The 23,096-nt window shown below is 32.8% G+C and carries 36 protein-coding genes and 2 pseudogenes; 33 read left to right on the top strand and 5 right to left on the bottom strand.

The features are described 5' to 3' along the window. Positions 1-22: 22 nt before the first annotated feature. The 22 genes from rplE (at position 23) to rpsI (ending at position 12,752) form a co-directional block, all read left to right on the top strand. Positions 23-562 (top strand): 50S ribosomal protein L5, encoded by a 540-nt coding sequence (gene rplE / locus HMPREF2663_RS00695; protein ID WP_001829778.1) that lies wholly within the window; start codon positions 23-25, stop codon positions 560-562. Positions 563-584: 22 nt separating this feature from the next. Further along, on the top strand, positions 585-770 hold the full coding sequence (locus HMPREF2663_RS00700; RefSeq protein WP_001829713.1) for a type Z 30S ribosomal protein S14: 186 nt from the start codon (positions 585-587) through the stop codon (positions 768-770). 30 nt (positions 771-800) lie between these two features. Then, positions 801-1,199, top strand: a complete 399-nt coding sequence (gene rpsH, locus HMPREF2663_RS00705) for a 30S ribosomal protein S8 (RefSeq protein ID WP_001829768.1) — start codon at positions 801-803, stop codon at positions 1,197-1,199. A gap of 24 nt (positions 1,200-1,223) precedes the next feature. Then, positions 1,224-1,760 carry a 50S ribosomal protein L6 gene (rplF, locus tag HMPREF2663_RS00710; RefSeq protein ID WP_001829740.1) on the top strand — a complete coding sequence of 179 codons (537 nt, stop codon included), beginning with the start codon at positions 1,224-1,226 and terminating at the stop codon, positions 1,758-1,760. Between the two features lie 31 nt (positions 1,761-1,791). Continuing rightward, the gene (gene rplR / locus HMPREF2663_RS00715; protein WP_001829747.1) at positions 1,792-2,154 is read left to right on the top strand and encodes a 50S ribosomal protein L18; all 363 of its coding nucleotides are present in this window, start codon (positions 1,792-1,794) and stop codon (positions 2,152-2,154) included. A 20-nt stretch (positions 2,155-2,174) separates the two neighbouring features. Next, entirely contained in the window at positions 2,175-2,675 is a 501-nt protein-coding gene (gene rpsE, locus HMPREF2663_RS00720; protein ID WP_001829701.1) for a 30S ribosomal protein S5, read from the top strand. A 16-nt stretch (positions 2,676-2,691) separates the two neighbouring features. Next, positions 2,692-2,871, top strand: coding sequence for a 50S ribosomal protein L30 (gene rpmD / locus HMPREF2663_RS00725; protein ID WP_002432330.1), 180 nt, complete (start codon positions 2,692-2,694; stop codon positions 2,869-2,871). A 16-nt stretch (positions 2,872-2,887) separates the two neighbouring features. After that, positions 2,888-3,328, top strand: coding sequence for a 50S ribosomal protein L15 (gene rplO / locus HMPREF2663_RS00730; RefSeq protein ID WP_001829796.1), 441 nt, complete (start codon positions 2,888-2,890; stop codon positions 3,326-3,328). Next, positions 3,328-4,620 (top strand): preprotein translocase subunit SecY, encoded by a 1,293-nt coding sequence (secY, locus tag HMPREF2663_RS00735; RefSeq protein ID WP_002447333.1) that lies wholly within the window; start codon positions 3,328-3,330, stop codon positions 4,618-4,620. Before rplO ends, secY begins: the two co-directional genes overlap by 1 nt. Positions 4,621-4,637: 17 nt before the next feature. Continuing rightward, positions 4,638-5,285, top strand: a complete 648-nt coding sequence (locus tag HMPREF2663_RS00740; protein WP_002447334.1) for an adenylate kinase — start codon at positions 4,638-4,640, stop codon at positions 5,283-5,285. Positions 5,286-5,473: 188 nt separating this feature from the next. Then, positions 5,474-5,692 carry a translation initiation factor IF-1 gene (gene infA / locus HMPREF2663_RS00745; protein WP_001829792.1) on the top strand — a complete coding sequence of 73 codons (219 nt, stop codon included), beginning with the start codon at positions 5,474-5,476 and terminating at the stop codon, positions 5,690-5,692. Between the two features lie 31 nt (positions 5,693-5,723). After that, on the top strand, positions 5,724-5,837 hold the full coding sequence (gene rpmJ, locus HMPREF2663_RS00750) for a 50S ribosomal protein L36 (RefSeq protein WP_001829709.1): 114 nt from the start codon (positions 5,724-5,726) through the stop codon (positions 5,835-5,837). 22 nt (positions 5,838-5,859) lie between these two features. Next, a complete protein-coding gene (gene rpsM / locus HMPREF2663_RS00755; protein ID WP_001829703.1) occupies positions 5,860-6,225 on the top strand; it encodes a 30S ribosomal protein S13 in 366 nt (121 codons plus the stop codon). A gap of 22 nt (positions 6,226-6,247) precedes the next feature. Beyond that, positions 6,248-6,637 carry a 30S ribosomal protein S11 gene (gene rpsK / locus HMPREF2663_RS00760; protein WP_001829725.1) on the top strand — a complete coding sequence of 130 codons (390 nt, stop codon included), beginning with the start codon at positions 6,248-6,250 and terminating at the stop codon, positions 6,635-6,637. A 76-nt stretch (positions 6,638-6,713) separates the two neighbouring features. Beyond that, the gene (locus HMPREF2663_RS00765; RefSeq protein WP_001829787.1) at positions 6,714-7,658 is read left to right on the top strand and encodes a DNA-directed RNA polymerase subunit alpha; all 945 of its coding nucleotides are present in this window, start codon (positions 6,714-6,716) and stop codon (positions 7,656-7,658) included. 16 nt (positions 7,659-7,674) lie between these two features. Then, the gene (rplQ, locus tag HMPREF2663_RS00770) at positions 7,675-8,043 is read left to right on the top strand and encodes a 50S ribosomal protein L17 (RefSeq protein ID WP_002447335.1); all 369 of its coding nucleotides are present in this window, start codon (positions 7,675-7,677) and stop codon (positions 8,041-8,043) included. 330 nt (positions 8,044-8,373) lie between these two features. Continuing rightward, positions 8,374-9,183 carry an energy-coupling factor transporter ATPase gene (locus tag HMPREF2663_RS00775; RefSeq protein WP_002474900.1) on the top strand — a complete coding sequence of 270 codons (810 nt, stop codon included), beginning with the start codon at positions 8,374-8,376 and terminating at the stop codon, positions 9,181-9,183. Beyond that, a complete protein-coding gene (locus HMPREF2663_RS00780; protein ID WP_002447337.1) occupies positions 9,180-10,040 on the top strand; it encodes an energy-coupling factor transporter ATPase in 861 nt (286 codons plus the stop codon). The genes HMPREF2663_RS00775 and HMPREF2663_RS00780 overlap by 4 nt, the downstream gene beginning before the upstream one ends. Next, the gene (locus tag HMPREF2663_RS00785) at positions 10,030-10,836 is read left to right on the top strand and encodes an energy-coupling factor transporter transmembrane component T family protein (protein ID WP_002474898.1); all 807 of its coding nucleotides are present in this window, start codon (positions 10,030-10,032) and stop codon (positions 10,834-10,836) included. The genes HMPREF2663_RS00780 and HMPREF2663_RS00785 overlap by 11 nt, the downstream gene beginning before the upstream one ends. A gap of 3 nt (positions 10,837-10,839) precedes the next feature. Continuing rightward, positions 10,840-11,643, top strand: a complete 804-nt coding sequence (gene truA / locus HMPREF2663_RS00790) for a tRNA pseudouridine(38-40) synthase TruA (RefSeq protein WP_002474910.1) — start codon at positions 10,840-10,842, stop codon at positions 11,641-11,643. A 259-nt stretch (positions 11,644-11,902) separates the two neighbouring features. Beyond that, complete coding sequence (rplM, locus tag HMPREF2663_RS00795) at positions 11,903-12,340, top strand: 50S ribosomal protein L13 (protein ID WP_001829751.1); 438 nt, start codon at positions 11,903-11,905, stop codon at positions 12,338-12,340. Between the two features lie 19 nt (positions 12,341-12,359). Further along, a complete protein-coding gene (gene rpsI, locus HMPREF2663_RS00800; protein WP_001829714.1) occupies positions 12,360-12,752 on the top strand; it encodes a 30S ribosomal protein S9 in 393 nt (130 codons plus the stop codon). A 262-nt stretch (positions 12,753-13,014) separates the two neighbouring features. Here the strand turns inward: rpsI and HMPREF2663_RS00805 are convergent, their stop codons facing one another. Continuing rightward, positions 13,015-13,755, bottom strand: coding sequence for an NAD-dependent protein deacylase (locus HMPREF2663_RS00805; protein ID WP_002474902.1), 741 nt, complete (start codon positions 13,753-13,755; stop codon positions 13,015-13,017). A 297-nt stretch (positions 13,756-14,052) separates the two neighbouring features. On the opposite strand from HMPREF2663_RS00805, the gene HMPREF2663_RS00810 reads away from it, so the two are divergent. The 7 genes and pseudogenes from HMPREF2663_RS00810 to HMPREF2663_RS00840 all read left to right on the top strand — a co-directional run. Beyond that, a complete protein-coding gene (locus HMPREF2663_RS00810) occupies positions 14,053-14,808 on the top strand; it encodes a DeoR/GlpR family DNA-binding transcription regulator (RefSeq protein WP_020359644.1) in 756 nt (251 codons plus the stop codon). 353 nt (positions 14,809-15,161) lie between these two features. Further along, positions 15,162-15,590, top strand: a complete 429-nt coding sequence (gene lacA / locus HMPREF2663_RS00815; RefSeq protein ID WP_002447342.1) for a galactose-6-phosphate isomerase subunit LacA — start codon at positions 15,162-15,164, stop codon at positions 15,588-15,590. A 14-nt stretch (positions 15,591-15,604) separates the two neighbouring features. Then, on the top strand, positions 15,605-16,120 hold the full coding sequence (lacB, locus tag HMPREF2663_RS00820) for a galactose-6-phosphate isomerase subunit LacB (protein WP_002457936.1): 516 nt from the start codon (positions 15,605-15,607) through the stop codon (positions 16,118-16,120). 12 nt (positions 16,121-16,132) lie between these two features. Further along, a complete protein-coding gene (locus HMPREF2663_RS00825) occupies positions 16,133-17,065 on the top strand; it encodes a tagatose-6-phosphate kinase (protein WP_002490815.1) in 933 nt (310 codons plus the stop codon). A 3-nt stretch (positions 17,066-17,068) separates the two neighbouring features. After that, a complete protein-coding gene (gene lacD / locus HMPREF2663_RS00830; protein ID WP_002447345.1) occupies positions 17,069-18,046 on the top strand; it encodes a tagatose-bisphosphate aldolase in 978 nt (325 codons plus the stop codon). Positions 18,047-18,065: 19 nt separating this feature from the next. Further along, a complete protein-coding gene (locus tag HMPREF2663_RS00835) occupies positions 18,066-18,380 on the top strand; it encodes a PTS lactose/cellobiose transporter subunit IIA (RefSeq protein WP_001829758.1) in 315 nt (104 codons plus the stop codon). Between the two features lie 5 nt (positions 18,381-18,385). Next, positions 18,386-18,616, top strand: a pseudogene (locus HMPREF2663_RS00840) (PTS transporter subunit EIIC); the annotation flags it as partial. 91 nt (positions 18,617-18,707) lie between these two features. On the opposite strand, the gene HMPREF2663_RS00845 reads toward HMPREF2663_RS00840, so the two are convergent. From HMPREF2663_RS00845 to HMPREF2663_RS00855, 4 genes and pseudogenes are all read right to left on the bottom strand, one after another. Beyond that, positions 18,708-19,844 carry a site-specific integrase gene (locus HMPREF2663_RS00845; RefSeq protein WP_064206138.1) on the bottom strand — a complete coding sequence of 379 codons (1,137 nt, stop codon included), beginning with the start codon at positions 19,842-19,844 and terminating at the stop codon, positions 18,708-18,710. A gap of 145 nt (positions 19,845-19,989) precedes the next feature. Next, positions 19,990-20,550, bottom strand: a complete 561-nt coding sequence (locus tag HMPREF2663_RS00850) for a hypothetical protein (protein WP_002489655.1) — start codon at positions 20,548-20,550, stop codon at positions 19,990-19,992. A gap of 18 nt (positions 20,551-20,568) precedes the next feature. After that, positions 20,569-20,730, bottom strand: a pseudogene (locus tag HMPREF2663_RS11995) (toxin); the annotation flags it as partial. 249 nt (positions 20,731-20,979) lie between these two features. Further along, complete coding sequence (locus HMPREF2663_RS00855) at positions 20,980-21,651, bottom strand: helix-turn-helix domain-containing protein (RefSeq protein WP_002489665.1); 672 nt, start codon at positions 21,649-21,651, stop codon at positions 20,980-20,982. 184 nt (positions 21,652-21,835) lie between these two features. On the opposite strand from HMPREF2663_RS00855, the gene HMPREF2663_RS00860 reads away from it, so the two are divergent. From HMPREF2663_RS00860 to tscA, 4 genes are read left to right on the top strand one after another with little or no spacing between them, the layout of a single operon-like run. Next, positions 21,836-22,054, top strand: coding sequence for a helix-turn-helix transcriptional regulator (locus HMPREF2663_RS00860; protein ID WP_002489671.1), 219 nt, complete (start codon positions 21,836-21,838; stop codon positions 22,052-22,054). A gap of 2 nt (positions 22,055-22,056) precedes the next feature. Next, positions 22,057-22,326, top strand: coding sequence for a helix-turn-helix domain-containing protein (locus tag HMPREF2663_RS00865; RefSeq protein ID WP_002489654.1), 270 nt, complete (start codon positions 22,057-22,059; stop codon positions 22,324-22,326). 40 nt (positions 22,327-22,366) lie between these two features. Then, a complete protein-coding gene (locus HMPREF2663_RS12950; protein WP_256124961.1) occupies positions 22,367-22,501 on the top strand; it encodes a hypothetical protein in 135 nt (44 codons plus the stop codon). Between the two features lies 1 nt (position 22,502). Further along, the gene (gene tscA, locus HMPREF2663_RS00870; protein WP_002489663.1) at positions 22,503-23,060 is read left to right on the top strand and encodes a type II toxin-antitoxin system antitoxin TscA; all 558 of its coding nucleotides are present in this window, start codon (positions 22,503-22,505) and stop codon (positions 23,058-23,060) included. The last annotated feature ends 36 nt before the right edge of the window (positions 23,061-23,096 follow it).

A 23,096-nucleotide genomic window follows, 5' to 3' on the forward strand; every position in this document is an offset into this window, starting at 1 on the left:
CTAGTTGAAAGGAGGATCCACTTTGAACCGTTTAAAAGAAAAATTTAATACAGAAGTTACTGAAAACTTAGTGAAAAAATTCAATTATAGTTCAGTAATGGAAGTACCAAAAATTGAAAAAATAGTTGTAAATATGGGTGTAGGTGACGCAGTTCAAAATTCTAAAGTATTAGACAATGCTGTTGAAGAGTTAGAATTGATCACTGGTCAAAAACCATTAGTAACAAAAGCTAAAAAATCAGTTGCAACATTCCGTTTACGTGAAGGTATGCCAATCGGTGCGAAAGTCACTCTTCGCGGAGAAAGAATGTATGAATTCTTAGACAAACTCATTGCAGTTTCATTACCACGTGTACGTGACTTCCAAGGTGTTTCTAAAACAGCTTTTGATGGTCGTGGAAATTACACACTTGGTGTTAAAGAACAATTAATTTTCCCAGAAATTGACTACGATAAAGTAACAAAAGTTAGAGGAATGGATATTGTTATCGTAACAACTGCTAACACTGACGAGGAAGCTCGTGAATTGTTAACAAACTTCGGTATGCCATTTCGTAAATAATCTCTAAAAGGAGGCTAATAAAGTGGCTAAAACTTCAATGGTTGCTAAGCAACAAAAAAAACAAAAATTCGCTGTACGTGAATATACTCGTTGTGAACGCTGTGGTCGTCCACATTCTGTGTATCGTAAATTTAAACTATGCCGTATTTGTTTCCGTGAATTAGCTTACAAAGGTCAGATTCCTGGCGTACGTAAAGCTAGCTGGTAATAATAAGAGTCTGAAAGGAGGCAACAATCAATGACAATGACAGATCCAATCGCAGATATGCTTACTCGTGTAAGAAACGCTAATATGGTTCGCCACGAGAAATTAGAATTACCTGCGTCTAATATTAAAAAAGAAATTGCTGAAATCTTAAAGAGTGAAGGTTTCATTAAAAATGTTGAATATGTAGAAGACGATAAACAAGGTGTTATTCGTTTGTTCTTGAAATATGGTCAAAACAATGAACGTGTTATCACAGGTTTAAAACGTATTTCTAAACCAGGTTTACGTGTTTACGCTAAAGCAAATGAAGTGCCAAAAGTATTAAATGGCTTAGGTATTGCATTAGTTTCAACTTCTGAAGGTGTAATCACTGATAAAGAAGCAAGAAAACGTAATGTTGGTGGAGAAATTATCGCATACGTTTGGTAATAAATAATAAGGAGGTGCCATAACATGAGTCGTGTTGGTAAGAAAATTATTGACATTCCTAGTGACGTAACAGTAACTTTTGACGGAAGTCATGTGACTGTAAAAGGTCCAAAAGGTGAATTAGAAAGAACTTTAAATGAAAGAATGACATTTAAACAAGAAGAAAACACTGTTGAAGTTGTAAGACCATCTGATTCTAAAGAAGATAGAACAGATCATGGTACAACTCGTGCTTTATTAAATAATATGGTACTAGGTGTTTCTCAAGGTTACGAAAAAACACTTGAGCTTGTTGGTGTAGGTTACCGTGCGCAAATGCAAGGTAAAGATTTAGTACTTAATGTTGGATACTCTCACCCAGTTGAAATTAAAGCAGAAGAAGGCATTACTTTCGCTGTTGAGAAAAATACAACTGTTAAAGTATCTGGTGTTTCTAAAGAACAAGTTGGTGCGATTGCTTCTAACATACGTTCTGTAAGACCTCCAGAACCTTATAAAGGTAAAGGTATTCGCTACCAAGGTGAATATGTACGCCGTAAAGAAGGTAAAACTGGTAAATAATAGATAACACTCTAAAGAAAGGAGTATTGAAATGATCAGTAAAATTGATAAAAACAAAGTACGTTTGAAAAGACATGCTCGTGTTCGTACTAAATTATCAGGTACAGCTGAAAAGCCACGTTTAAATGTGTATCGTTCAAACAAACACATCTATGCACAAATTATTGATGACGTTAAAGGCGTAACACTTGCTCAAGCATCATCACAAGATAAAGATATTGCAAACACATCAGCTTCAAAAGTTGACTTAGCAACTACTGTAGGTCAAGAAATTGCTAAAAAAGCTAACGATAAAGGTATTAAAGAAATCGTGTTCGATCGTGGAGGATATTTATACCACGGACGTGTTAAAGCTTTAGCTGATGCTGCAAGAGAAAATGGATTAGAATTTTAATTTAAAGGAGGGACACATTCATGGCTCGTAGAGAAGAAGAAACTAAAGAATTTGAAGAACGCGTTGTTACGATTAACCGTGTTGCTAAAGTTGTAAAAGGTGGTCGTCGTTTCCGTTTCACTGCATTAGTGGTTGTTGGAGATAAAAATGGTCGTGTAGGTTTCGGTACTGGTAAAGCGCAAGAGGTACCAGAAGCTATCAAAAAAGCTGTTGAAGCAGCTAAAAAAGATTTAGTAGTTGTTCCACGTGTAGAAGGTACGACTCCTCATACTATCACTGGTCAATATGGCTCAGGTAGCGTATTTATGAAACCAGCAGCACCTGGTACAGGAGTTATCGCTGGTGGACCAGTTCGTGCTGTATTAGAGTTAGCAGGAATTACTGATATCTTAAGTAAATCTTTAGGATCAAATACTCCTATTAATATGGTTCGTGCGACTATCAACGGTTTACAAAACTTAAAAAATGCAGAAGATGTTGCTAAATTACGTGGCAAATCTGTAGAAGAATTATACAATTAAGGAGGGAAAATAAGTTATGGCTAAATTACAAATTACCCTCACTCGTAGTGTTATTGGTCGTCCTGAAACACAACGTAAAACTGTTGAAGCTTTAGGTCTTAAAAAGACTAATAGTTCAGTAGTTGTTGAAGATAACCCTGCAATTCGTGGGCAAATCAACAAAGTTAAGCATTTATTAACAATTGAAGAAAAATAATTAAGGAGGTGCCGAAATGAAATTACATGAGTTAAAAGCAGCTGAAGGATCACGTCGTGTACGTAACCGTGTAGGTCGTGGTGCTGCAACTGGTAACGGTAAAACAAGTGGCCGTGGTCAAAAAGGTCAAAAAGCACGTTCAGGTGGTAAAGTAAGACCAGGATTTGAAGGTGGACAATTACCTTTATTCCGTCGTTTACCTAAACGTGGTTTCACTAACATTAACCGTAAAGAATATGCTATTGTTAACTTAGACCAACTCAATAAATTTGAAGATGGTACTGAAGTTACTCCAGCTTTATTAGTAGAATCTGGTGTTGTTAAGAATGAAAAATCTGGTATCAAAGTACTAGGTAACGGTTCACTAGACAAGAAATTAACAGTGAAAGCTCATAAATTCTCAGCTTCAGCAGCAGAAGCTATTGATGCAAAAGGTGGAGCACACGAGGTGATCTAATGTTTCAAACGTTTGTACGTTTCTTTACAACTAAAGAAGTACGAAACAAGATTTTCTTCACTCTAGCAATGTTAGTTATTTTTAAAATAGGAACGTATATTCCTGCTCCAGGAGTTAATCCTGAAGCCTTTAATCATCCACAAGGATCTCAAGGTGCCACTGAGTTATTAAATACTTTTGGTGGCGGTGCCTTGAAACGTTTCTCAATATTTGCGATGGGAATCATGCCTTATATCACTGCGTCCATCGTCATGCAATTACTGCAAATGGATATTGTTCCTAAATTTACAGAGTGGGCAAAACAAGGTGAAATGGGTAGAAGAAAAATTAATAACGTAACTCGTTATTTTGCTATAATTTTAGCTTTTATCCAATCTATAGGTATGGCTTTCCAATTTAATAACTATCTCAAAGGACAACTTATTATAGAACAGTCCGTTATGAGTTATTTATTAATTGCAGTTGTATTAACAGCGGGAACAGCTTTCTTAATTTGGCTTGGTGACCAAATCACACAGTTTGGTGTTGGTAACGGTATTTCTCTTATCATCTTTGCAGGTATATTATCAACTTTACCTTCAAGTCTAGAACAATTTGCACAATCAGTGTTTGTTGGTCAAGACGATACTTCACTCGCTTGGCTGAAAATACTAGGATTGATAGTAGCGTTGATTTTACTAACAGTAGGCGCAATATTTGTTCTTGAAGCTAAACGTAAAATACCTATTCAATATGCAAAGAAACAATCTGCTCAACGATTAGGTTCACAAGCAACTTATCTACCTTTGAAAGTTAACTCTGCCGGTGTTATTCCAGTAATCTTTGCGATGGCATTTTTCTTGTTACCAAGAACATTGACTTTATTCTTCCCGAAAGCAGAATGGGCACAGAATATTGCTGATACTGCCAATCCGTCAAGTAATATTGGAATGATTATTTATGTGGTTTTAATTATTGCATTTGCATATTTTTATGCTTTTGTACAAGTTAATCCAGAGAAAATGGCAGATAACCTTAAAAAACAAGGTAGTTATGTCCCAGGAATTAGACCTGGTGAACAAACAAAAAAATATATTACTAGAGTACTTTATAGATTGACTTTTGTTGGTTCAATTTTCTTAGCGGCTATAGCTATTTTACCTATAATTGCGACTAAATTTATGGGCTTACCACAATCAATTCAAATTGGTGGTACGAGTCTTTTGATCGTAATTGGTGTAGCTATTGAAACTATGAAAACTTTAGAAGCACAAGTCACTCAAAAAGAATATAAAGGCTTTGGTGGTAGATAATTTGTAGGAGGGCATTTATGAATATCATTTTAATGGGCTTACCTGGTGCAGGTAAAGGGACTCAGGCGAGTGAAATTGTTAAGAAATTCCCAATACCACATATTTCTACTGGTGACATGTTCAGAAAAGCGATTAAAGATGAAACAGATTTAGGAAAAGAAGCTAAATCATATATGGATCGTGGAGAATTAGTTCCTGATGAAGTTACTGTAGGTATCGTTAAAGAAAGAATTTCTGAAGACGATGCAAAAAAAGGATTCTTGTTAGATGGATTCCCTAGAACTATAGATCAAGCTGAGTCATTAAGTCAAATTATGTCTGAGCTTGATAGAGAAATTGATGCTGTCATTAATATCGAAGTTCCTGAGGAAGAATTAATGAATCGTCTTACAGGTCGTCGTATCTGTGAGAAATGTGGTACAACATATCATCTTGTATTTAATCCTCCAAAGGTTGATGGTATATGTGATATCGATGGTGGAAAGTTATATCAACGCGAAGATGACAACCCAGAAACAGTATCTAATCGTTTGAGCGTTAATGTTAAACAATCTAAGCCTATTTTAGAATATTACAACAACAAAGGTGTCTTAAAAAACATTGATGGTTCAAAAGATATTGACGAAGTAACCAAAGATGTCATTGATATTTTAGATCATTTATAATAGATCAACACTATACGATCTATGTTTCAGTGAGTATTAGAGTTAAATTTAATAGAATGAGTGACAAATAACGATATTTAATTCCCGTATTTTTGTTGAACTTATATTAAACCATCACGAATAGATTCGTATCGTTAAGTTGTCTATTGACGATTACCTTACTATTGCAAAAAGGGGGAAGTTAATCAATGGCTAAACAAGATGTAATTGAATTAGAAGGTACAGTACTAGATACTTTACCAAACGCAATGTTTAAAGTAGAATTAGAAAATGGTCATGAGATTTTAGCTCACGTAAGTGGTAAAATCAGAATGAATTACATTCGTATTCTACCTGGCGACAAAGTAACTGTTGAGATGTCTCCGTATGATTTATCGCGCGGTAGAATTACTTATCGTTATAAATAATCGTCACTCCATAATATAGGGAGGTATAAAAATGAAAGTAAGACCATCAGTAAAACCAATATGCGAAAAATGCAAAGTCATTAAACGTAAAGGTAAAGTAATGGTAATTTGTGATAATCCAAAACACAAACAAAGACAAGGTTAATAAAAGAGAGGTGTAAATTAATATGGCACGTATTGCAGGAGTGGATATTCCACGTGAAAAACGCATTGTTATCTCATTAACATACGTATATGGTATTGGTACTTCAACTGCTAATAAAATTGTAGAAGAAGCTAACGTATCAGCAGATACTCGCGTTAAAGATTTAACTGACGATGAATTAGGTCGTATCCGTGAAGTTGTAGATGGTTACAAAGTAGAAGGTGACTTACGCCGTGAACAAAACTTAAACATTAAACGTTTAATGGAAATTTCATCATACCGTGGAATTCGTCATCGTCGTGGCTTACCAGTTCGTGGACAAAAAACTAAAAACAATGCTCGTACACGTAAAGGTCCAGTTAAAACAGTAGCTAATAAGAAAAAATAATAGGTAAAGGAGGCAAAATTTAATGGCACGTAAACAAGTATCTCGTAAACGTAGAGTGAAAAAGAATATTGAAAATGGTGTAGCTCACATCCGTTCAACATTCAATAATACTATCGTAACTATCACTGATGAATTCGGTAATGCATTATCTTGGTCATCAGCTGGTGCATTAGGATTCAAAGGATCAAAAAAATCAACTCCATTTGCAGCTCAAATGGCTTCAGAAACTGCTTCTAAAACAGCTATGGAACATGGCTTGAAAACAGTAGAAGTAACAGTAAAAGGACCTGGTCCAGGCCGTGAATCTGCTATCCGTGCACTACAATCTGCAGGTTTAGAAGTAACTGCAATTAGAGACGTTACTCCAGTACCGCACAACGGTTGTCGTCCACCAAAACGTCGTCGCGTATAATTTTTAAATGTATTGTTACAAGTCACTGAGCAAACAGTTTAAATCTAGTCGACGTATTTAAGGAGGATATTTGTAAATGATAGAAATTGAAAAACCTAGAATTGAGACAATTGAAGTTAGTGAAGATGCTAAATTCGGTAAATTCGTTGTTGAACCACTTGAACGTGGCTATGGTACTACACTAGGAAACTCCTTACGTCGTATCCTACTATCTTCATTACCAGGTGCAGCCGTTAAGTACATCGAGATTGAAGGAGTTTTACACGAATTTTCAGCAGTAGATAATGTAGTAGAAGATGTTTCAACAATCATTATGAACATTAAAAAACTTGCATTAAAAATTTACTCTGAAGAAGATAAAACTTTAGAAATTGATGTAAAAGATGAAGGCGAAGTAACTGCAAGTGACATTACTCACGACAGTGATGTTGAGATTTTAAATCCAGAACTTAAAATCGCAACAGTGTCTAAAGGTGGACATCTTAAAGTGCGTCTTGTTGCTAATAAGGGTAGAGGTTACGCATTAGCTGAACAAAATAATACTAGTGATTTACCAATTGGTGTAATTCCTGTTGATTCACTATATTCACCTGTTGAACGTGTAAACTATACAGTTGAAAATACACGTGTAGGTCAAAGTAGTGATTTTGATAAATTAACTTTAGATGTTTGGACAAATGGTTCAATCACACCACAAGAGTCAGTATCATTAGCAGCTAAAATAATGACTGAACACTTGAATATCTTTGTAAGTCTAACTGATGAGGCTCAAAACGCTGAAATCATGATTGAAAAAGAAGAAGATCAAAAAGAAAAAGTACTTGAAATGTCTATTGAAGAATTAGACTTATCCGTACGTTCTTATAACTGCTTAAAACGCGCAGGAATCAATTCTGTACAAGAGTTAGCTGATAAATCTGAAGCTGACATGATGAAAGTGCGTAATTTAGGTCGTAAATCTCTAGAAGAAGTAAAATATAAATTAGAAGATTTAGGATTAGGATTAAGAAAAGAAGATTGATAAAGGAGGTTAACTCATGGGTTACAGAAAATTAGGTCGTACTTCTGATCAACGTAAAGCAATGTTACGTGACTTAGCAACTTCATTAATCGTTAGTGAACGCATCGAGACAACTGAAGCTCGTGCTAAAGAAGTTCGTAGTTTAGTAGAGAAATTGATCACACTTGGTAAAAAAGGTGATTTAGCATCTCGTCGTAATGCTGCTAAAACTTTACGTAATGTTGAAATTTTAAATGAAGATGACTCTACACAAACTGCTCTTCAAAAATTATTTGGTGAAATCGCTGAACGTTATAGTGAACGTCAAGGTGGTTACACTCGTATTCTTAAAGTAGGCCCTCGTCGTGGTGACGGCGCTGAATCAGTAATTATTGAATTAGTTTAATCTAGTTTTAAGACACAAGTTATAACTTAGTTGTCTAACCTTAATAAATACACACTTACTACTTATATATAAAGCAAATGAGTGCAACGATAATGTTTGCCACATACAAATATTGTCTAGCTCAGAGTACCCCATCCAACTAAATAATTATTTAAGCGTGAACTCAACATTTGATGGGGTGCGCGCTTTTTTATTTAAGCTATAGTTAATAACACTATAGCTTTTTTTATAATTCATATTACAAATGATTAAATTATACATATCTGATATACAGTCAATTTGAATTATTGTAGAATGTTTAGTGATATAAAAATATTAGGAGTGATTAATGTGAATGAGTCAAATCCTATCATTGAATTTAAAGATGTATCATTTCAATATCAAAGTGACGCTGCTTTCACATTAAATCGCGTTTCATTTTCAATACCAGCTGGACAATGGACTTCAATTGTAGGTCACAATGGCTCAGGAAAATCTACTATTGCTAAACTTATGGTAGGTATAGAAGAACCAAGTGAAGGACAAATTCTATTCCAAAATCTACCAATAGACTCTCAGAATAAGCGAGAAGTGAGGAAACATATCGGAATTGTTTTTCAAAATCCTGATAATCAATTTGTAGGTTCTATAGTTAAATTTGATGTTGCTTTTGGTCTTGAAAACCAACTTGTTCCTTATAAAGTAATGGTATCTAAAGTTAATCAAGTATTAACCGAAGTCGATATGATAAATAAAGCAGATGATGAACCCCATTCACTTTCAGGAGGACAGAAACAACGTGTTGCCATTGCTGGGGTACTTGCACTTAATCCTGATGTGCTGATTTTAGATGAAGCGACAACGATGCTAGATCCTCACGGAAAGTCATCTTTACTTAACCTTGTAAATGAAGTTAAAGTGAATAATAATGTTACAATTATTTCAATCACTCATGATTTAGATGAAGCAATGCATGCTGATCAAATCATTGTATTGAATAAAGGAACTGTTTTTAAACAAGGAACACCTCAAGATATTTTTAAGTACGAAGAGGCACTAATATCAGTTGGATTGGACTTACCATTTCCTTTGAAAATGAATCGACTTTTAGGTTTTGATTCAACTTATGTAACTTATGAAGGGTTGATTAAAAAATTATGAGTATACAATTTAATCAAGTGAGTTATATTTATCAACAAGGCACACCTTATGAATTTGAAGCTATTAAAGACATTTCACTAACTCTTGAACAGGGCAAGTATTATGCAATTATTGGTCAAACTGGAAGTGGGAAATCCACCCTGATTCAACATTTGAATGCTTTATTAAAGCCCACTACAGGTTCAGTCAACATTAATGGTTTAGAAGTTACAAGTAAAACTAAAGACAAGCACTTACGTTACATAAGAAAAGAAGTAGGTGTAGTATTTCAATTTCCAGAATCCCAATTATTTGAAGATAGTGTTGAAAAAGAAATTGAGTTTGGACCTAAAAATTTTAATATGAACCTAAAAAATGTTAAAGATAAAGCTTTTCAACTTCTTCTTGAATTAGGCTTTTCAAGAAATGTGATGTCATCCTCTCCATTTCAAATGTCGGGAGGACAAATGAGAAAAATAGCCATTGTTTCCATTTTGGCTATGGATCCACAAGTAATTATTTTAGATGAACCGACTGCTGGGTTAGACCCGAATAGTAAACACCAGGTCATGTCTTTAATAAAGAAAATACAAATAGAAGAAAATAAAACGATTATTCTTGTCTCACATGATATGGATGATGTAGCACGTTATTCAGATGAAGTTGTAGTAATGAATAAAGGGACGATAGTAGAAAAATCAAATCCTAGAAATTTATTTAATCAGAAGTCACGTTTATTAAAATGGCATATTGATTTACCTAAAGTGGTGAAATTACAGAAAGATATCGAAAAAAAGTATAATATCTTATTTCCACAACTTGCTTTGAATGAAGAAGAGTTTGTGAAGTTGTATAAGGAGTGGCATCATGAAAAATAAATTAATCATTGGACGATATCTTCCCCTACAATCAATTGTTCATCAGCTTGATCCAAGGGCTAAGTTAATATTTGTCTTCTTTTTTATTATTTTAATTTTCTTTTGTCATTCATTAGGTACATATGCATGGTTGTTTCTTTTTTTAATCCTATTTATCAAGTTAGCACGCATTCCTTTTTGGTTTTTAATTAAAGGATTAACACCTATCTTTTTCTTCTTGATTTTCACTTTTTCTATGCATGTATTATTTACTAATGGAGGTATCATATTATTTCAATGGAAATTTATCACTATTGAATCAAATGGTGTTATGGAAGGGATTTATATATCATTAAGATTAATTTTTATAGTTATGATTGCAACAATCATGACACTTTCGACTAGTCCGATTGATTTAACAGATGCTTTTGAAAAATTATTTGCACCTCTAAAAGTGATTAAAGTACCAGTACATCAGTTGAGTATGATGATGTCAATTGCTCTAAGGTTTATACCAACGTTAATGGACGAATTAGAAAAAATTATACTTGCTCAAAAATCTAGAGGATCAGAAATAAGTTCAGGAGGTTTAATAACACGAATTAGAGCTTTTATACCTATCATGATTCCATTATTTATTTCTGCCTTTCAAAGAGCAGAAGAACTAGCTATAGCAATGGAAGTCAGAGGTTATGATATTAACATCAAACGAACAAGCTATAGGTTATTGCATTGGCAATATAAAGACACAATAACAGTCTTACTTTTAATACCTATCGCTACTATATTATTTATTTTAAAATTTTCAGGAGTGTAAATATTGCGTATATTAGTTGAAATCGCTTATCAAGGTAACCAATTTTTAGGTTTTCAAATTCAGCAACAAGGACGAACTGTTCAACAACAATTTGAAAAGATCCTCAAACGAATGCATAAACATCATGTACGAATTCATCCTTCAAGCCGAACAGACAGGGGTGTGCATGCGTATCAGCAATTCTTTCATTTCGATACCGAATTGAAAATTGATAACAAACAATGGCAATATGCGATGAATCGAGCTTTACCAGATGATATTTACGTTAAAAATGTACGAAATGTCGACGAGTATTTTCATTGTCGATATGACTGCGTAGGCAAACGCTATCGTTACAAAGTTTATCAAGGTAATCATCGAAATCCTTTTAAGAGTGGTACCGAAACGTTTGTTTATGAAACATTAGACTATGATAAAATGAACAAAGCTGCTCAAGAATTTATAGGTACACATGATTTTACCGGTTTTTGTTCACAGAAAACAGAAGTTGAAAGCAAAGTAAGAACACTCTATCAGAGTGAAATTGTTGCTACTAAAGAGGGATTTGATTACGTCGTAACAGGTTCTGGATTTCTTTATAATATGGTCCGTGTATTGGTAGCTTTCTTAATTGAAGTAGGAAAAGGAAAGCGTGAACCTAATGACGTCCCTAAGCTCTTAGAGGACAGAAATAGAAATAATGTGCCTCTTACAGCTCCACCTGACGGATTATATTTAGAAAAGATTTATTTAAGCCCAGAAGAATTGATACAAGAATATGGGAAAGATATAAAAATACACTACAAAAAATCGTTGGAAAAACACTAATTGTCATTGACAAAAGTACTGTGAAATTATATGATTATTAACGGTATTGTTTTATATCACCCCACGATAAGCCCCGGAAACTTATTGTGTTACAAGATATATAAGCAAAGCAGAACAACAGTTAATGAAATAAATGAAATCTTACGCTTTTAAATCGTAACAATAATGATAGTTGTTAGTGCAATAAACATAGGTTCGAATGTGATTTATTCGCACTGCAATAATGAACGAAGCATTTATTTTTAGGAGGACAATTATTATGCGTCAAACATTTATGGCAAATGAATCAAACATTGAGCGCAAATGGTATGTTATTGATGCTGAAGGCCAAACATTAGGTCGTTTATCATCAGAAGTAGCTGCTATATTACGCGGTAAAAATAAAGTAACTTACACACCACACGTTGATACTGGTGATTATGTAATTATCATTAATGCATCTAAAATTGAATTTACTGGTAACAAAGAACAAGATAAAATGTACCACCGTCATTCAAATCACCCAGGTGGTTTAAAATCAATCTCTGCTGGTGAATTAAAAAGAACAAATCCTGAACGTTTATTAGAAACTTCAATTAAAGGTATGTTACCAAGTACACGCTTAGGTGAAAAACAAGGTAAAAAATTATTTGTATATGGTGGCGCTGAACATCCACACGCTGCACAACAACCAGAAAACTACGAGTTACGTGGTTAATTAGAAGGAGGAAATTACATTGGCACAAGTTGAATATAAAGGCACAGGCCGTCGTAAAAACTCAGTAGCACGTGTACGTTTAGTACCTGGCGAAGGTAACATTACTGTTAACGAACGTGATGTACGTGACTACTTACCATTCGAATCATTAATTTTAGACTTAAATCAACCATTTGATGTTACTGAAACTAAAGGTAACTATGATGTTTTAGTTAACGTACATGGTGGTGGATTTACTGGACAAGCTCAAGCAATCCGACATGGAATTGCACGTGCTTTATTAGAAGCAGATCCTGAATACAGAGGTTCTTTAAAACGCGCTGGATTACTTACTCGTGATCCACGTATGAAAGAACGTAAAAAACCAGGTCTTAAAAAAGCACGTCGTTCTCCACAATTCTCAAAACGTTAATTTTTGGCGAACAACATTTACACTTCCCATTTATTGGGAAGTGTTTTTTTATAATTAAAGACTGGGACAATTAAATGTCCCAGTCTTTATTGTTACGTAGGATTTAGATTATTCAATTAAAAAGCACACCATATTCAAGCTTTTTCAATACTATGCTATGCCCTAAAATAAGGAAGTGTCATCAAGAAATTCTACCGACTTGACGTGTTTGATTTTGGAGCATGAGTAGTGGATTTTGAACTTAATTTGACTTCTATGTTACTTAACTATTACTATTTACTATTTCTTCTATAACACTAGTCATGTCATCGTGTATAACTAGGCTAGCTGTATGATCATATGGAGTTGCATCTCTATTGATGATAACTAAGTTGTCACCTTTAAATTCTGATACAAAACCAGCAGCAGGCTGTACAACAAGTGATGAACCTAATACGATGAGTGTATCTGCATGTTGAATTTTATCTAATGCCTTGAATACTGTTTTTTGATTTAACATTTCGCCGTATAAAACAATATCAGGTCTGATGACGTTACCACATTTTTCACAATATTTGAGATGATGTGTCATGACATATGATTTTGAGTATTCCTCATAACAGTTAATACAATAAAAGCGATTAAGTGAGCCGTGTAGCTCATCAATATTGTGACTTCCTGCATCTTCATGTAAACCATCTATATTTTGAGTGATGACGCCAAGTGATTTTTGTTGATTTTCCAGTTGTGCTATCCATTGATGAACAATATTAGGTTTTTTATCAGCAATTAAAAGTCTTTCATGATAAAAGTTTATAAAACTTTCTTTATTATCATGTAAATGATCGATGCTAAGCAAATACTCTGGAGACTGTCCATCCTTTGATATTTCATCATACAAGCCACCCATTGAGCGAAAATCTGGAATTCCGCTTGCAACTGAAACACCAGCTCCTGTAAAGAAAACAATTTGATTAGAGTTGTTTACGATATCTTTTAACTGTTGAATATCTGTTTTTTTCATTTGTTTTCACCTCATTATCATAGATATTATGTAAGTATTCATTTATTATCAACTGCAATATAATTTAATATTAAAGAATTCATGTTATGATTTAAAGTAATGATAGAAGGTATTTCTAACTTTTTAATGAAAATCGGTAGTATTTTTGAAAAATCAAAATAATTATATAAAAAAATGTGATATTTAAAATATACAATATCGATTTTAAATTTGTATGATAGTAAGTGATAAACTTCTAAAATAATGAAACTGTTTCAATATTATGATATATAGTAATTATAGGAAGTGAATAAATAAATGAACAAATATGATAGATTAGATGAAATCACAAAATTAGTAAATAAAAGAGGTTCTGTAAGAACAAACGAAATTGTCGAAGATCTAAATGTTTCAGATATGACTGTGCGCCGTGATCTTGCTGAGCTCGAAGAAAAAGGTGTTCTCACTAAAATACATGGTGGCGCTCGTAGTAATTCAGCTTTCCAATATAAAGAAATGTCGCATCAAGAAAAACATACACGTTTTATTGAAGAAAAACGATTTATAGCAAAGAATGCAGTAGATTTAATTGAAGATGGAGATACTATTTTCTTAGGTCCTGGTACTACGGTTCAAAAATTAGCTGAAGAAATAAATCATTATTCATTAACGATTATTACTAATTGTTTACCAGTATTTAATATATTAATGAAAAAACAAACGTTACATTTCAGAGTCTATTTATTAGGTGGAGAAATGCGTGATTTAACTGAAGCATTTGTAGGTGAGATGACAAATCAATTATTAAGTCAACTAAGATTTAGTAAAATGTTTTTTAGTAGTAATGGTGTTAAAGATGGTCTAGCTATGACATCCTCAATAGAAGAGGCTTATACGCAACAAATTGCACTTAGCCATTCGTTGGAAAAATATTTACTGATTGACTCTTCAAAAATTGGTAAGGATGATTTTTCATCATTTTGTGAGCTTCGTGAACTCAATGCAGTTTTAACAGATAATAATGACTTGGAAAAGAAAGAAAAAATAGAATCATATGTTGAGGTTATTAGTTAATGTCGTTAACATATTGTCTTTAAAGTGATCATAAAGATTATGTCAATTAAACATTATTATAAAGTAATAAAATCAAGTGATAAGAATTGTAAAATTAAATATCTAGTTTAAGTAAAAACAGCAATAAATTTTTAACATTTATTGCTGTTTTTTTGTTTAAATAAACATTTCACATAGAGAAAAACAATAATTTCTTTTTAAATCAACATGTATCAAACAAAATTACGTGACAATTGTTTGATATGTGTTGATTATTTGTTTGAATATGTTTATAATTTAGGTGTAAAGATTTGAAAGCGCTTTTTCAAAAACACATGTGTTTAAACACCTTAATTCAAAAAAGGAGACTTATTATGACGATTATTATTGGTTCAGATGTAGATGGCAAACGCTTAAAAGAATTAATTAAAGCTTATTTGGAAGACAACGATTATGATGTTTTAGATGTCACAGAAGGAAAAGATTTAGATTTTGTTGATTCTACAGTCTCTGTAGCTAAAGAAGTTCAAAAGTCCGACGACAATCTAGGTATTGCTATAGATGCCTATGGTGCAGGTAGTTTTATTGTTGCAACTAAAATTAAGGGAATGATTGCGGCTGAAGTTTCAGATGAGCGTTCAGCTTACATGACACGTAGTCATAATAATGCACGCATGATTACTATGGGAGCCGAAATTGTTGGAGATACGCTTGCTAAAAATGTTGCAAAAGAATTTGTCAATGGTCATTACGATGGTGGACGTCATCAAATCCGCGTAGATATGTTAAATAAAATGTGTTAATAGGAGGAATAAAAATGAAAATTGCAATAGGTTGCGATCATATTGTTACTGATACAAAAATGGAAGTTTCACAACACTTAAAATCACAGGGACACGAAGTGATAGATGTTGGAACTTATGATTTTACACGTACACATTATCCGATTTATGGAAAAAAGGTAGGAGAAAAAGTTGCGAGTGGTGAAGCAGATTTAGGTGTATGTATTTGTGGCACTGGGGTAGGAATTAGTAACGCTGCAAACAAAGTACCTGGTGTTAGAACTGCTTTAGTTAGAGATATGACATCAGCGCTTTATTCTAAAGAAGAGTTAAATGCAAATGTTGTAAGTTTTGGCGGTAAGGTAGCAGGTGAATTATTTATTTTCGACATCGTTGATGCATTCATTGAGGCAGAGTACAAACCTACTGAGGAAAATAAAAAATTAATTGCTAAAATCAATCATTTAGAAGCACATAACAATGACCAAACTGATCCACATTTCTTCGATGAGTTCTTAGAAAAATGGAATAAAGGTGAATATCACGATTAAGGATGATGTCCAATGATTTTAACATTAACTTTAAATCCCTCAGTTGATATATCTTATCCTTTAGATCAGTTTAATTTAGATACTGTTAATAGGGTATCTCAAACAAGCAAAACAGCAGGCGGTAAAGGATTAAATGTTACTAGAGTATTGTCTGAATTTGGTGAAGACGTAATAGCAAGTGGTTTTTTAGGTGGAGCATTAGGTCAATATATTGAAGAACAAATAGAAACTACTCGTATTAAACAAGCATTTTTCAAAATCAAAGGCGAAACACGAAATTGTATTGCGATACTACATGAGGGACAACAAACTGAGATCCTTGAAAAGGGTCCCACGATTGAACTTAAGGAATCAGAGGAATTCAAGTCACATCTATTAAAACTTTTCAAAGAAACTGATGTGGCTGTTATGTCTGGTAGTCTGCCCAAAGGACTTAATACTGATTATTATACGGATATTGTGAGATTAGCAAAAGAACAAGGAATTTTGACCATTTTAGATAGCTCTGGTCAATCACTTGAGGAAGTTCTTATTAGTAATGTGAAACCTACAGTAATTAAACCTAATATATATGAATTATCACAGCTTTTAAAATACAAAGTAACAAGTGATATTAAAGAATTGAAAACGGCAGTAAGTCAGCCAATATTTAATGATATTGAATGGATTATTGTTTCATTGGGCAGTGAAGGTGCTTTTGCAAAACATAATCATAAATTTTACAAGGTGAATATCCCCAACATTAAAGTAGTTAATCCTGTTGGATCAGGAGATTCTACCGTAGCAGGTATTGCTTCTGCACTCATTCATCAACAAACCGATGAAGAGTTATTAAAAAAAGCAAATGCATTCGGAATGCTAAATGCAATGGAACAACAAACAGGTCATATTAATACAGATAAATTTGACGAAATATTCAAACAAATAGAAGTTATAGAGGTGTAATTTATGACAAAATCACAACAAAAAGTGTCATCAATTGAGAAATTAAGTAATCAAGAAGGTATTATTTCAGCTTTAGCATTTGATCAACGTGGTGCATTAAAAAGAATGATGGCAGAACATCAATCTGAAACACCAACAGTAGAGCAAATAGAACAATTAAAAGTACTTGTTTCCGAAGAATTAACTCAATATGCGTCTTCAATTTTATTGGATCCAGAATATGGTTTACCAGCATCGGATGCTCGAAATAATGACTGCGGACTATTACTTGCATACGAAAAAACTGGATATGATGTGAATGCGAAAGGTCGCTTGCCAGATTGCTTGGTAGAATGGTCTGCGAAACGTTTGAAAGAGCAAGGGGCCAATGCAGTTAAATTTTTACTTTATTATGATGTAGATGACACAGAAGAAATTAATATACAAAAGAAAGCATATATTGAAAGAATTGGTTCAGAATGTGTTGCCGAAGATATTCCTTTCTTCTTGGAAGTTTTAACATATGACGACAATATTCCTGACAATAAAAGTGCAGAATTCGCTAAAGTCAAGCCACATAAAGTTAATGAAGCAATGAAGTTATTCTCTGAAGATCGTTTTAATGTGGATGTACTTAAAGTAGAAGTACCTGTGAATATGAATTTTGTGGAAGGATTTTCAGAAGGAGAAGTTGTCTATACTAAAGAAGAAGCTGCACAACATTTCCGTGATCAAGATGAAGCTACTCACTTACCATATATTTATTTAAGTGCAGGTGTATCAGCGGAATTGTTCCAAGATACATTAAAATTTGCGCATGATTCTGGTGCGCAATTCAATGGTGTTTTATGTGGACGTGCCACATGGTCAGGAGCAGTTAAGGTATACATTGAAGAAGGAGAGCAAGCTGCTAGAGAATGGTTGCGTACGGTAGGATTTAAAAATATTGATGATTTGAATACAGTATTGAAAACAACAGCTACATCATGGAAAAACAAATAATGTAAGGGAGGATATTCAAATGAATAGAGATGAGGTACAATTACTCGGATTTGAAATTGTTGCCTATGCTGGGGATGCACGTTCAAAATTATTAGAAGCTTTAAATGCCGCTAAAGATAGTGAATTTGATAAAGCAGAACAACTTGTAGAGGAAGCGAATGAATGTATTGCCAATGCACATAAAGCACAAACTAATCTTCTAGCTCAAGAGGCTAAAGGGGAGGATATCGCATATAGTATCACTATGATTCATGGTCAAGACCATTTAATGACAACATTACTTTTAAAGGACTTAATGAAGCATTTAATTGAATTATACAAAAAAGGGAGCTGACCCCTATGAATAAATTAATAGCATGGATAGAAAAAGGAAAGCCTTTCTTTGAAAAAATATCACGAAATATCTATTTAAGAGCGATTCGTGATGGATTTATTGCTGCTATTCCAATTATCTTATTCTCAAGTATATTTATTTTAATTACCTATGTACCAAATGTGTTTGGTTTTACTTGGAGTAAAACAATGGAAGGTATATTGATGAAACCCTATAACTATACAATGGGAATAGTTGGTTTAAGCTAAAAAAGAGTCGTAAACGTTGATATGAAGAGGTTTACAACTCTTGATAATATGAATTGAATACGTTTTGAATACGTTATTATTAAAAACTAACATAATTTGCGAACTTTTCGGCCACTTTCTCACGCTGCTTTTCAGTAACGTGTGCATATATTCCCATTGTCGTTTGTATATCCCCGTGACCTAATCTATCTTGTACCTCTTGAACAGATAAGCCCGCTTCAAATAATAATGAACAGTGTGTATGTCTAAAACCATGTACTGTTATCCTTTTAAAATTATTTTTCTTACATATCAAATTCAAAGTTTCATTAGCATATACTCTATTTAGTCGTTTATTCGTTTCTACATTCGTGAATATTTCTTGATGTTTGCTAGATGTATTATGACCGTGTTTAAGAGATAACACACGTTGTTGAGTACGCCACTCTTTTAATACCTCTAATGTTTTACTATCAACGCTGATCGTTCTAATAGATGAACGAGTTTTAGGAGTATCTATAAATTGCCTATGATTTAAGCCCTCTGCAAGCGTCTTATTCACGCTTAACGTCTGATTAGTAAAATCTATATCATTCCATGTTAAAGCCATTAATTCGCCCCGTCTGATACCAGTAAAGGCAAGTGTACGAAATAAAGCATGATGTAATACATTATCTTTTACAAGCTCTAAAAACTGCTGCAATTCATCACTTGTATAGTATTTCATTGTTTCATGTTTCTGATTACTTTTCTTACGTGGTGCTTTTATGTGATTAAATGGATTATCAGTTATGATCTTCAAACTAATAGCATACTCAAAGATAGTAGACGCATATATACGCCCCTTTTTCGTTTCTGAATATATTCTATACCATTCATTCAATACTTTTTGACAATGTGGCACGGTAATATCTTTAATGGCCATATTCTCAAAGTGTGGAAGTATCATCATTTTAAACGTTGTCATTGCTTGCTGATAGGTACTTTCTTTTACTGTATTTCTATATTGTTCTAACCATAGTTCATATATTTGCTTAAACGTCGTTATTTCGTTGTTTAAAAAGCCATTAGCTTGTACTTCTGTTTGCAGCTTAGCCTCTGCAATTTTGGCTTCTCTCTCAGTTTTAAAGCCACGTCTTGTTGTCCGCTTCTGCTTACGAGTAATTGGATCAATGCCAAGATATGCAACAAACATATAAGCAGTTGAACCATCTTTTTTAGTATATTTTTTAATCATGGTAAATCAATCCTTTCTACTTGCCCGCATGCGTTTGATTGGATTGAACACACCTTTGAGAGTGGTTACTCATTGGTGCGGTAATAGTATTAATATTGTTGTTGTAGGTAAAAAAATAATAAGGGTAGGCATGCTACCCGTAAAATTATTGTTGTAACACTTGTGATTCATTTCTTGCTTTAGTTACATCTTGTTTGAAACTGTCATACGATTGGTTGGGACTAGACAACGTCATGCCAGGACCACCACCCATGTGTTGATATTTATCAGGATTATTTTGAATGTTTTCTGTAAGCTTTTTAGCATTTAAATATTCTTGATAACTAGGAGAGTTAGGGTCTTGTTGTTCTGTTTGATTATCATTAGATTGTTGCTGGTTATTTTGTTGTTGAGTAACGTTTTCACCCTGTATGCGTTCATTGTTGCCATTGTTATCTTGCGCTTTGCCATTATTGTTTTTAGATGTACTTTGAGATTCATTGCTAGACGTATCATTACTATCTGAATTAGCTTGTTGTTTATCTTCACTAGAGTTATTCTTTGAATCTTTCTTACTATCTGATTTCTCATCTTTATTCTTTTTAGGGTCATTCGACTTTTTATGTTCGGACTGTTTGTTATCAGCTTTATTCGACTTATCCCCGTCTTGTCCACATGCACCTAACACCAACAAACTTACAAACATTAAAAATAAAACCTTTTTCATTCTACATTTCTCCTTTAATTAAATTGATTGATATTTAAAAACCCTCAACGGCTCAAACGTAATAGAGTAATCGCCGTAGTGAGTTCCGATACCATGTTTATTTTTGTAATGCTACAATATTTCTAATACGTGTTCTTCACTTAACTGAACATACTCTGCTAATTCATATAAGATACTAACAACATTATATGAGCCTTTTCCGTTAATAGTAACTTTCCAATCATTAAAGTACATTCTATCTTTCTCCTTTAATTAAATTTAAATATTAACGACTATGTAATGCTATATTAATGTGTAAATAGTATGTATGAACTCGTAAGTGAAGTGGGTACTAACGAATACTATGATTTTTAGCTTGAAAACTTGTTTTATTGAAAATTAAAATATTATTTGATGCATTAATGATATGTATTTACTCTTAAGAAGAATTTATTTTAAATACCTCTCTATTTCATTTTTTAAATCTATTAAACTATCAGTCGGTAAAAATTGTAATTCCTCTTTATACTCTTCTAAAGATGGTGCATTTCTCACATTAAAGAATATATTAAATATTAATAAATCACTATCTAATTCAAATGGTAGTTTATCAACTATTTTATTTTTTATTTGGTTTAAATCATTATATAAGTCAAAGAATTCTTTACTAAATCCTGCTTTTAAAAGATTTTCATAATTATCTTTTTCTATAAAGCAATTACAATTTAGATATAATGTTCCATTTTCAAACTTTTTATTTTTAAATGTTTTTAAATCTATTGGGTCAATAGATCCCTCGAAAATAAAATCCTCATTATTTATTTCATACGTGATTGAAACGCCATAGGTTTTCCAACTTTCATTGATATGTTCGTATTCCTCGATAATAGTTTTAATATTAAATGATTTTTGCTTAATTTTCACAGGAGAGTATATTAAAAGGTCTTTTAATTGAATACCAAAAAAGTTACATAATTCATCAATAGTATCGTACTTAATATTTTTATTCTCATTGCGTATCAATGATAAAAGAGTTGGTCTTGTTATACCGGTTTGCTCAGAAATTTGTGACTGTGTAGCTCCAAATAGCTTCATATAATTTTTTAATGTACATAAAATCATAATTTACCTCCTGAATTTATTATGAACGTTTTGTTTATAAAAATCCACTAATAAAAGAAAAAAACGTAAATGAATATTGCTTTATTTTTTGATATGTGGCATACTTATTTTGAAGGTAATATTTACGAAAAAAACCTAATAATGCGTAAATATGTAAAATTTAACTTCAAAAAGGAGTGTTTATATGAAAGTGGAAAGTAAAATAATTGATTTTAAAATTGCTTTATTTAAAAAAGGTTTTTCAATATCTAAATTTGCGAAAGCATTAGATATTAATACTTCTTATGCTAATCAGATTGTAAATGGCAAAAGAACACCGTCACCAGTATTAGCAAAGAAAATGGCCAAAATACTTAATGTAGAGATTAACGATATATTCAATATCACTGTCGAGGAGGCTTAAATATGGCAGAACAACAATCAATTTTAAGCGAAGCCGCTTCTATTGAATTAGCAAAAGGCATATTGAAATTGGCCGAGCAAATCGCACAGCAAAAGATAGAACAACAACAGAAACGGTGGCTTACACAAACAGAAGTAAGGAAGTTATACAGATGTACACATAGTGATGTTACAGAGTGGGAACGTTTAGGACTTACTAAACGTAAACAGGGACGAAGTTATTACTATGATCGTCATGAAGTCGAAGAATTTTTATTATCGCAAAAACAATAAAAAATCTTGCCCGCAAGCAAATGATTAAGGAGATAAATAAATGAAAATCTTATTGACATATATTGTAGTAATCACTCTAGTTACTTTATCAGTAGCATTCTTGACAGATATATTTATAGCATTTGGAGTTTATTTTTTAACATCAGCATATGGACTATTTTTGGAGGTTGAATAAGGTGAACCAAGAACAAATGGAAATCATACAAGATATCTATAACACTTTAGAATCAGTGGTTAATAGTAAATCAGCAGAGTATAACCACATTATTAAAGAAGGCAATAATGAATGGACTGAAACAGTAAATCGTGAAAAGAATCTAGAGGCATTTATTGAATGGACATTGCAACAAATAGAAAATAATTTTGAATTTGAAGAGGAGAATGGAAAAATGAATAGAAAAATTGGAACAGTAAATATTAATGATTTGAAAGTAGATTATAGCTATCGCTCATCAAATAATCCTAATGCAGATGGTATTGTTGAAAATTTTGAAAGACTTGCAATTGGATATATCACAGTTAGTGCGAGAGAAGATGGATTATATATTATTGATGGTATTCGTCGAGTTGAAGCGCTTAAACATCTAGGTTATGTAGAATGTCCTGCTGAAGTATTACATGGGTTAACTGTTGAAGATGAAGCACGAATTTTTGTTAATATGAATGAGTTTCATGATGAATACGACGAAGAATATGAAGTATATCCAGATGTTGAAGTGGAGGACGAAGATTAATGAATTGGGAAATTAAAAATTTAATGTGTGATATAG

It is taken from the genome of Staphylococcus sp. HMSC077D08 (assembly GCF_001837945.1).
GTDB classification, from domain to species: Bacteria; Bacillota; Bacilli; order Staphylococcales; family Staphylococcaceae; genus Staphylococcus; species Staphylococcus epidermidis.

Coding starts and splice junctions, on each gene's coding strand:
- lacB (WP_002457936.1), top strand. CDS start 15,605: ATGAAAATTGCAATAGGTTGCGATCATATTGTTACTGATACAAAAATG.
- rpmD (WP_002432330.1), top strand. CDS start 2,692: ATGGCTAAATTACAAATTACCCTCACTCGTAGTGTTATTGGTCGTCCT.
- HMPREF2663_RS00785 (WP_002474898.1), top strand. CDS start 10,030: ATGAAAAATAAATTAATCATTGGACGATATCTTCCCCTACAATCAATT.
- secY (WP_002447333.1), top strand. CDS start 3,328: ATGTTTCAAACGTTTGTACGTTTCTTTACAACTAAAGAAGTACGAAAC.
- HMPREF2663_RS00825 (WP_002490815.1), top strand. CDS start 16,133: ATGATTTTAACATTAACTTTAAATCCCTCAGTTGATATATCTTATCCT.
- HMPREF2663_RS00765 (WP_001829787.1), top strand. CDS start 6,714: ATGATAGAAATTGAAAAACCTAGAATTGAGACAATTGAAGTTAGTGAA.
- HMPREF2663_RS00845 (WP_064206138.1), bottom strand. CDS start 19,844: ATGATTAAAAAATATACTAAAAAAGATGGTTCAACTGCTTATATGTTT.
- lacA (WP_002447342.1), top strand. CDS start 15,162: ATGACGATTATTATTGGTTCAGATGTAGATGGCAAACGCTTAAAAGAA.
- HMPREF2663_RS00805 (WP_002474902.1), bottom strand. CDS start 13,755: ATGAAAAAAACAGATATTCAACAGTTAAAAGATATCGTAAACAACTCT.
- rplO (WP_001829796.1), top strand. CDS start 2,888: ATGAAATTACATGAGTTAAAAGCAGCTGAAGGATCACGTCGTGTACGT.
- HMPREF2663_RS00865 (WP_002489654.1), top strand. CDS start 22,057: ATGGCAGAACAACAATCAATTTTAAGCGAAGCCGCTTCTATTGAATTA.
- rplQ (WP_002447335.1), top strand. CDS start 7,675: ATGGGTTACAGAAAATTAGGTCGTACTTCTGATCAACGTAAAGCAATG.
- rpsK (WP_001829725.1), top strand. CDS start 6,248: ATGGCACGTAAACAAGTATCTCGTAAACGTAGAGTGAAAAAGAATATT.
- HMPREF2663_RS00810 (WP_020359644.1), top strand. CDS start 14,053: ATGAACAAATATGATAGATTAGATGAAATCACAAAATTAGTAAATAAA.
- HMPREF2663_RS00740 (WP_002447334.1), top strand. CDS start 4,638: ATGAATATCATTTTAATGGGCTTACCTGGTGCAGGTAAAGGGACTCAG.
- infA (WP_001829792.1), top strand. CDS start 5,474: ATGGCTAAACAAGATGTAATTGAATTAGAAGGTACAGTACTAGATACT.
- HMPREF2663_RS12950 (WP_256124961.1), top strand. CDS start 22,367: ATGAAAATCTTATTGACATATATTGTAGTAATCACTCTAGTTACTTTA.
- rplF (WP_001829740.1), top strand. CDS start 1,224: ATGAGTCGTGTTGGTAAGAAAATTATTGACATTCCTAGTGACGTAACA.
- rpmJ (WP_001829709.1), top strand. CDS start 5,724: ATGAAAGTAAGACCATCAGTAAAACCAATATGCGAAAAATGCAAAGTC.
- HMPREF2663_RS00850 (WP_002489655.1), bottom strand. CDS start 20,550: ATGAAAAAGGTTTTATTTTTAATGTTTGTAAGTTTGTTGGTGTTAGGT.
- lacD (WP_002447345.1), top strand. CDS start 17,069: ATGACAAAATCACAACAAAAAGTGTCATCAATTGAGAAATTAAGTAAT.
- HMPREF2663_RS00855 (WP_002489665.1), bottom strand. CDS start 21,651: ATGATTTTATGTACATTAAAAAATTATATGAAGCTATTTGGAGCTACA.
- HMPREF2663_RS00860 (WP_002489671.1), top strand. CDS start 21,836: ATGAAAGTGGAAAGTAAAATAATTGATTTTAAAATTGCTTTATTTAAA.
- HMPREF2663_RS00835 (WP_001829758.1), top strand. CDS start 18,066: ATGAATAGAGATGAGGTACAATTACTCGGATTTGAAATTGTTGCCTAT.
- rplR (WP_001829747.1), top strand. CDS start 1,792: ATGATCAGTAAAATTGATAAAAACAAAGTACGTTTGAAAAGACATGCT.
- HMPREF2663_RS00780 (WP_002447337.1), top strand. CDS start 9,180: ATGAGTATACAATTTAATCAAGTGAGTTATATTTATCAACAAGGCACA.
- rpsM (WP_001829703.1), top strand. CDS start 5,860: ATGGCACGTATTGCAGGAGTGGATATTCCACGTGAAAAACGCATTGTT.
- rpsE (WP_001829701.1), top strand. CDS start 2,175: ATGGCTCGTAGAGAAGAAGAAACTAAAGAATTTGAAGAACGCGTTGTT.
- rpsH (WP_001829768.1), top strand. CDS start 801: ATGACAATGACAGATCCAATCGCAGATATGCTTACTCGTGTAAGAAAC.
- rplM (WP_001829751.1), top strand. CDS start 11,903: ATGCGTCAAACATTTATGGCAAATGAATCAAACATTGAGCGCAAATGG.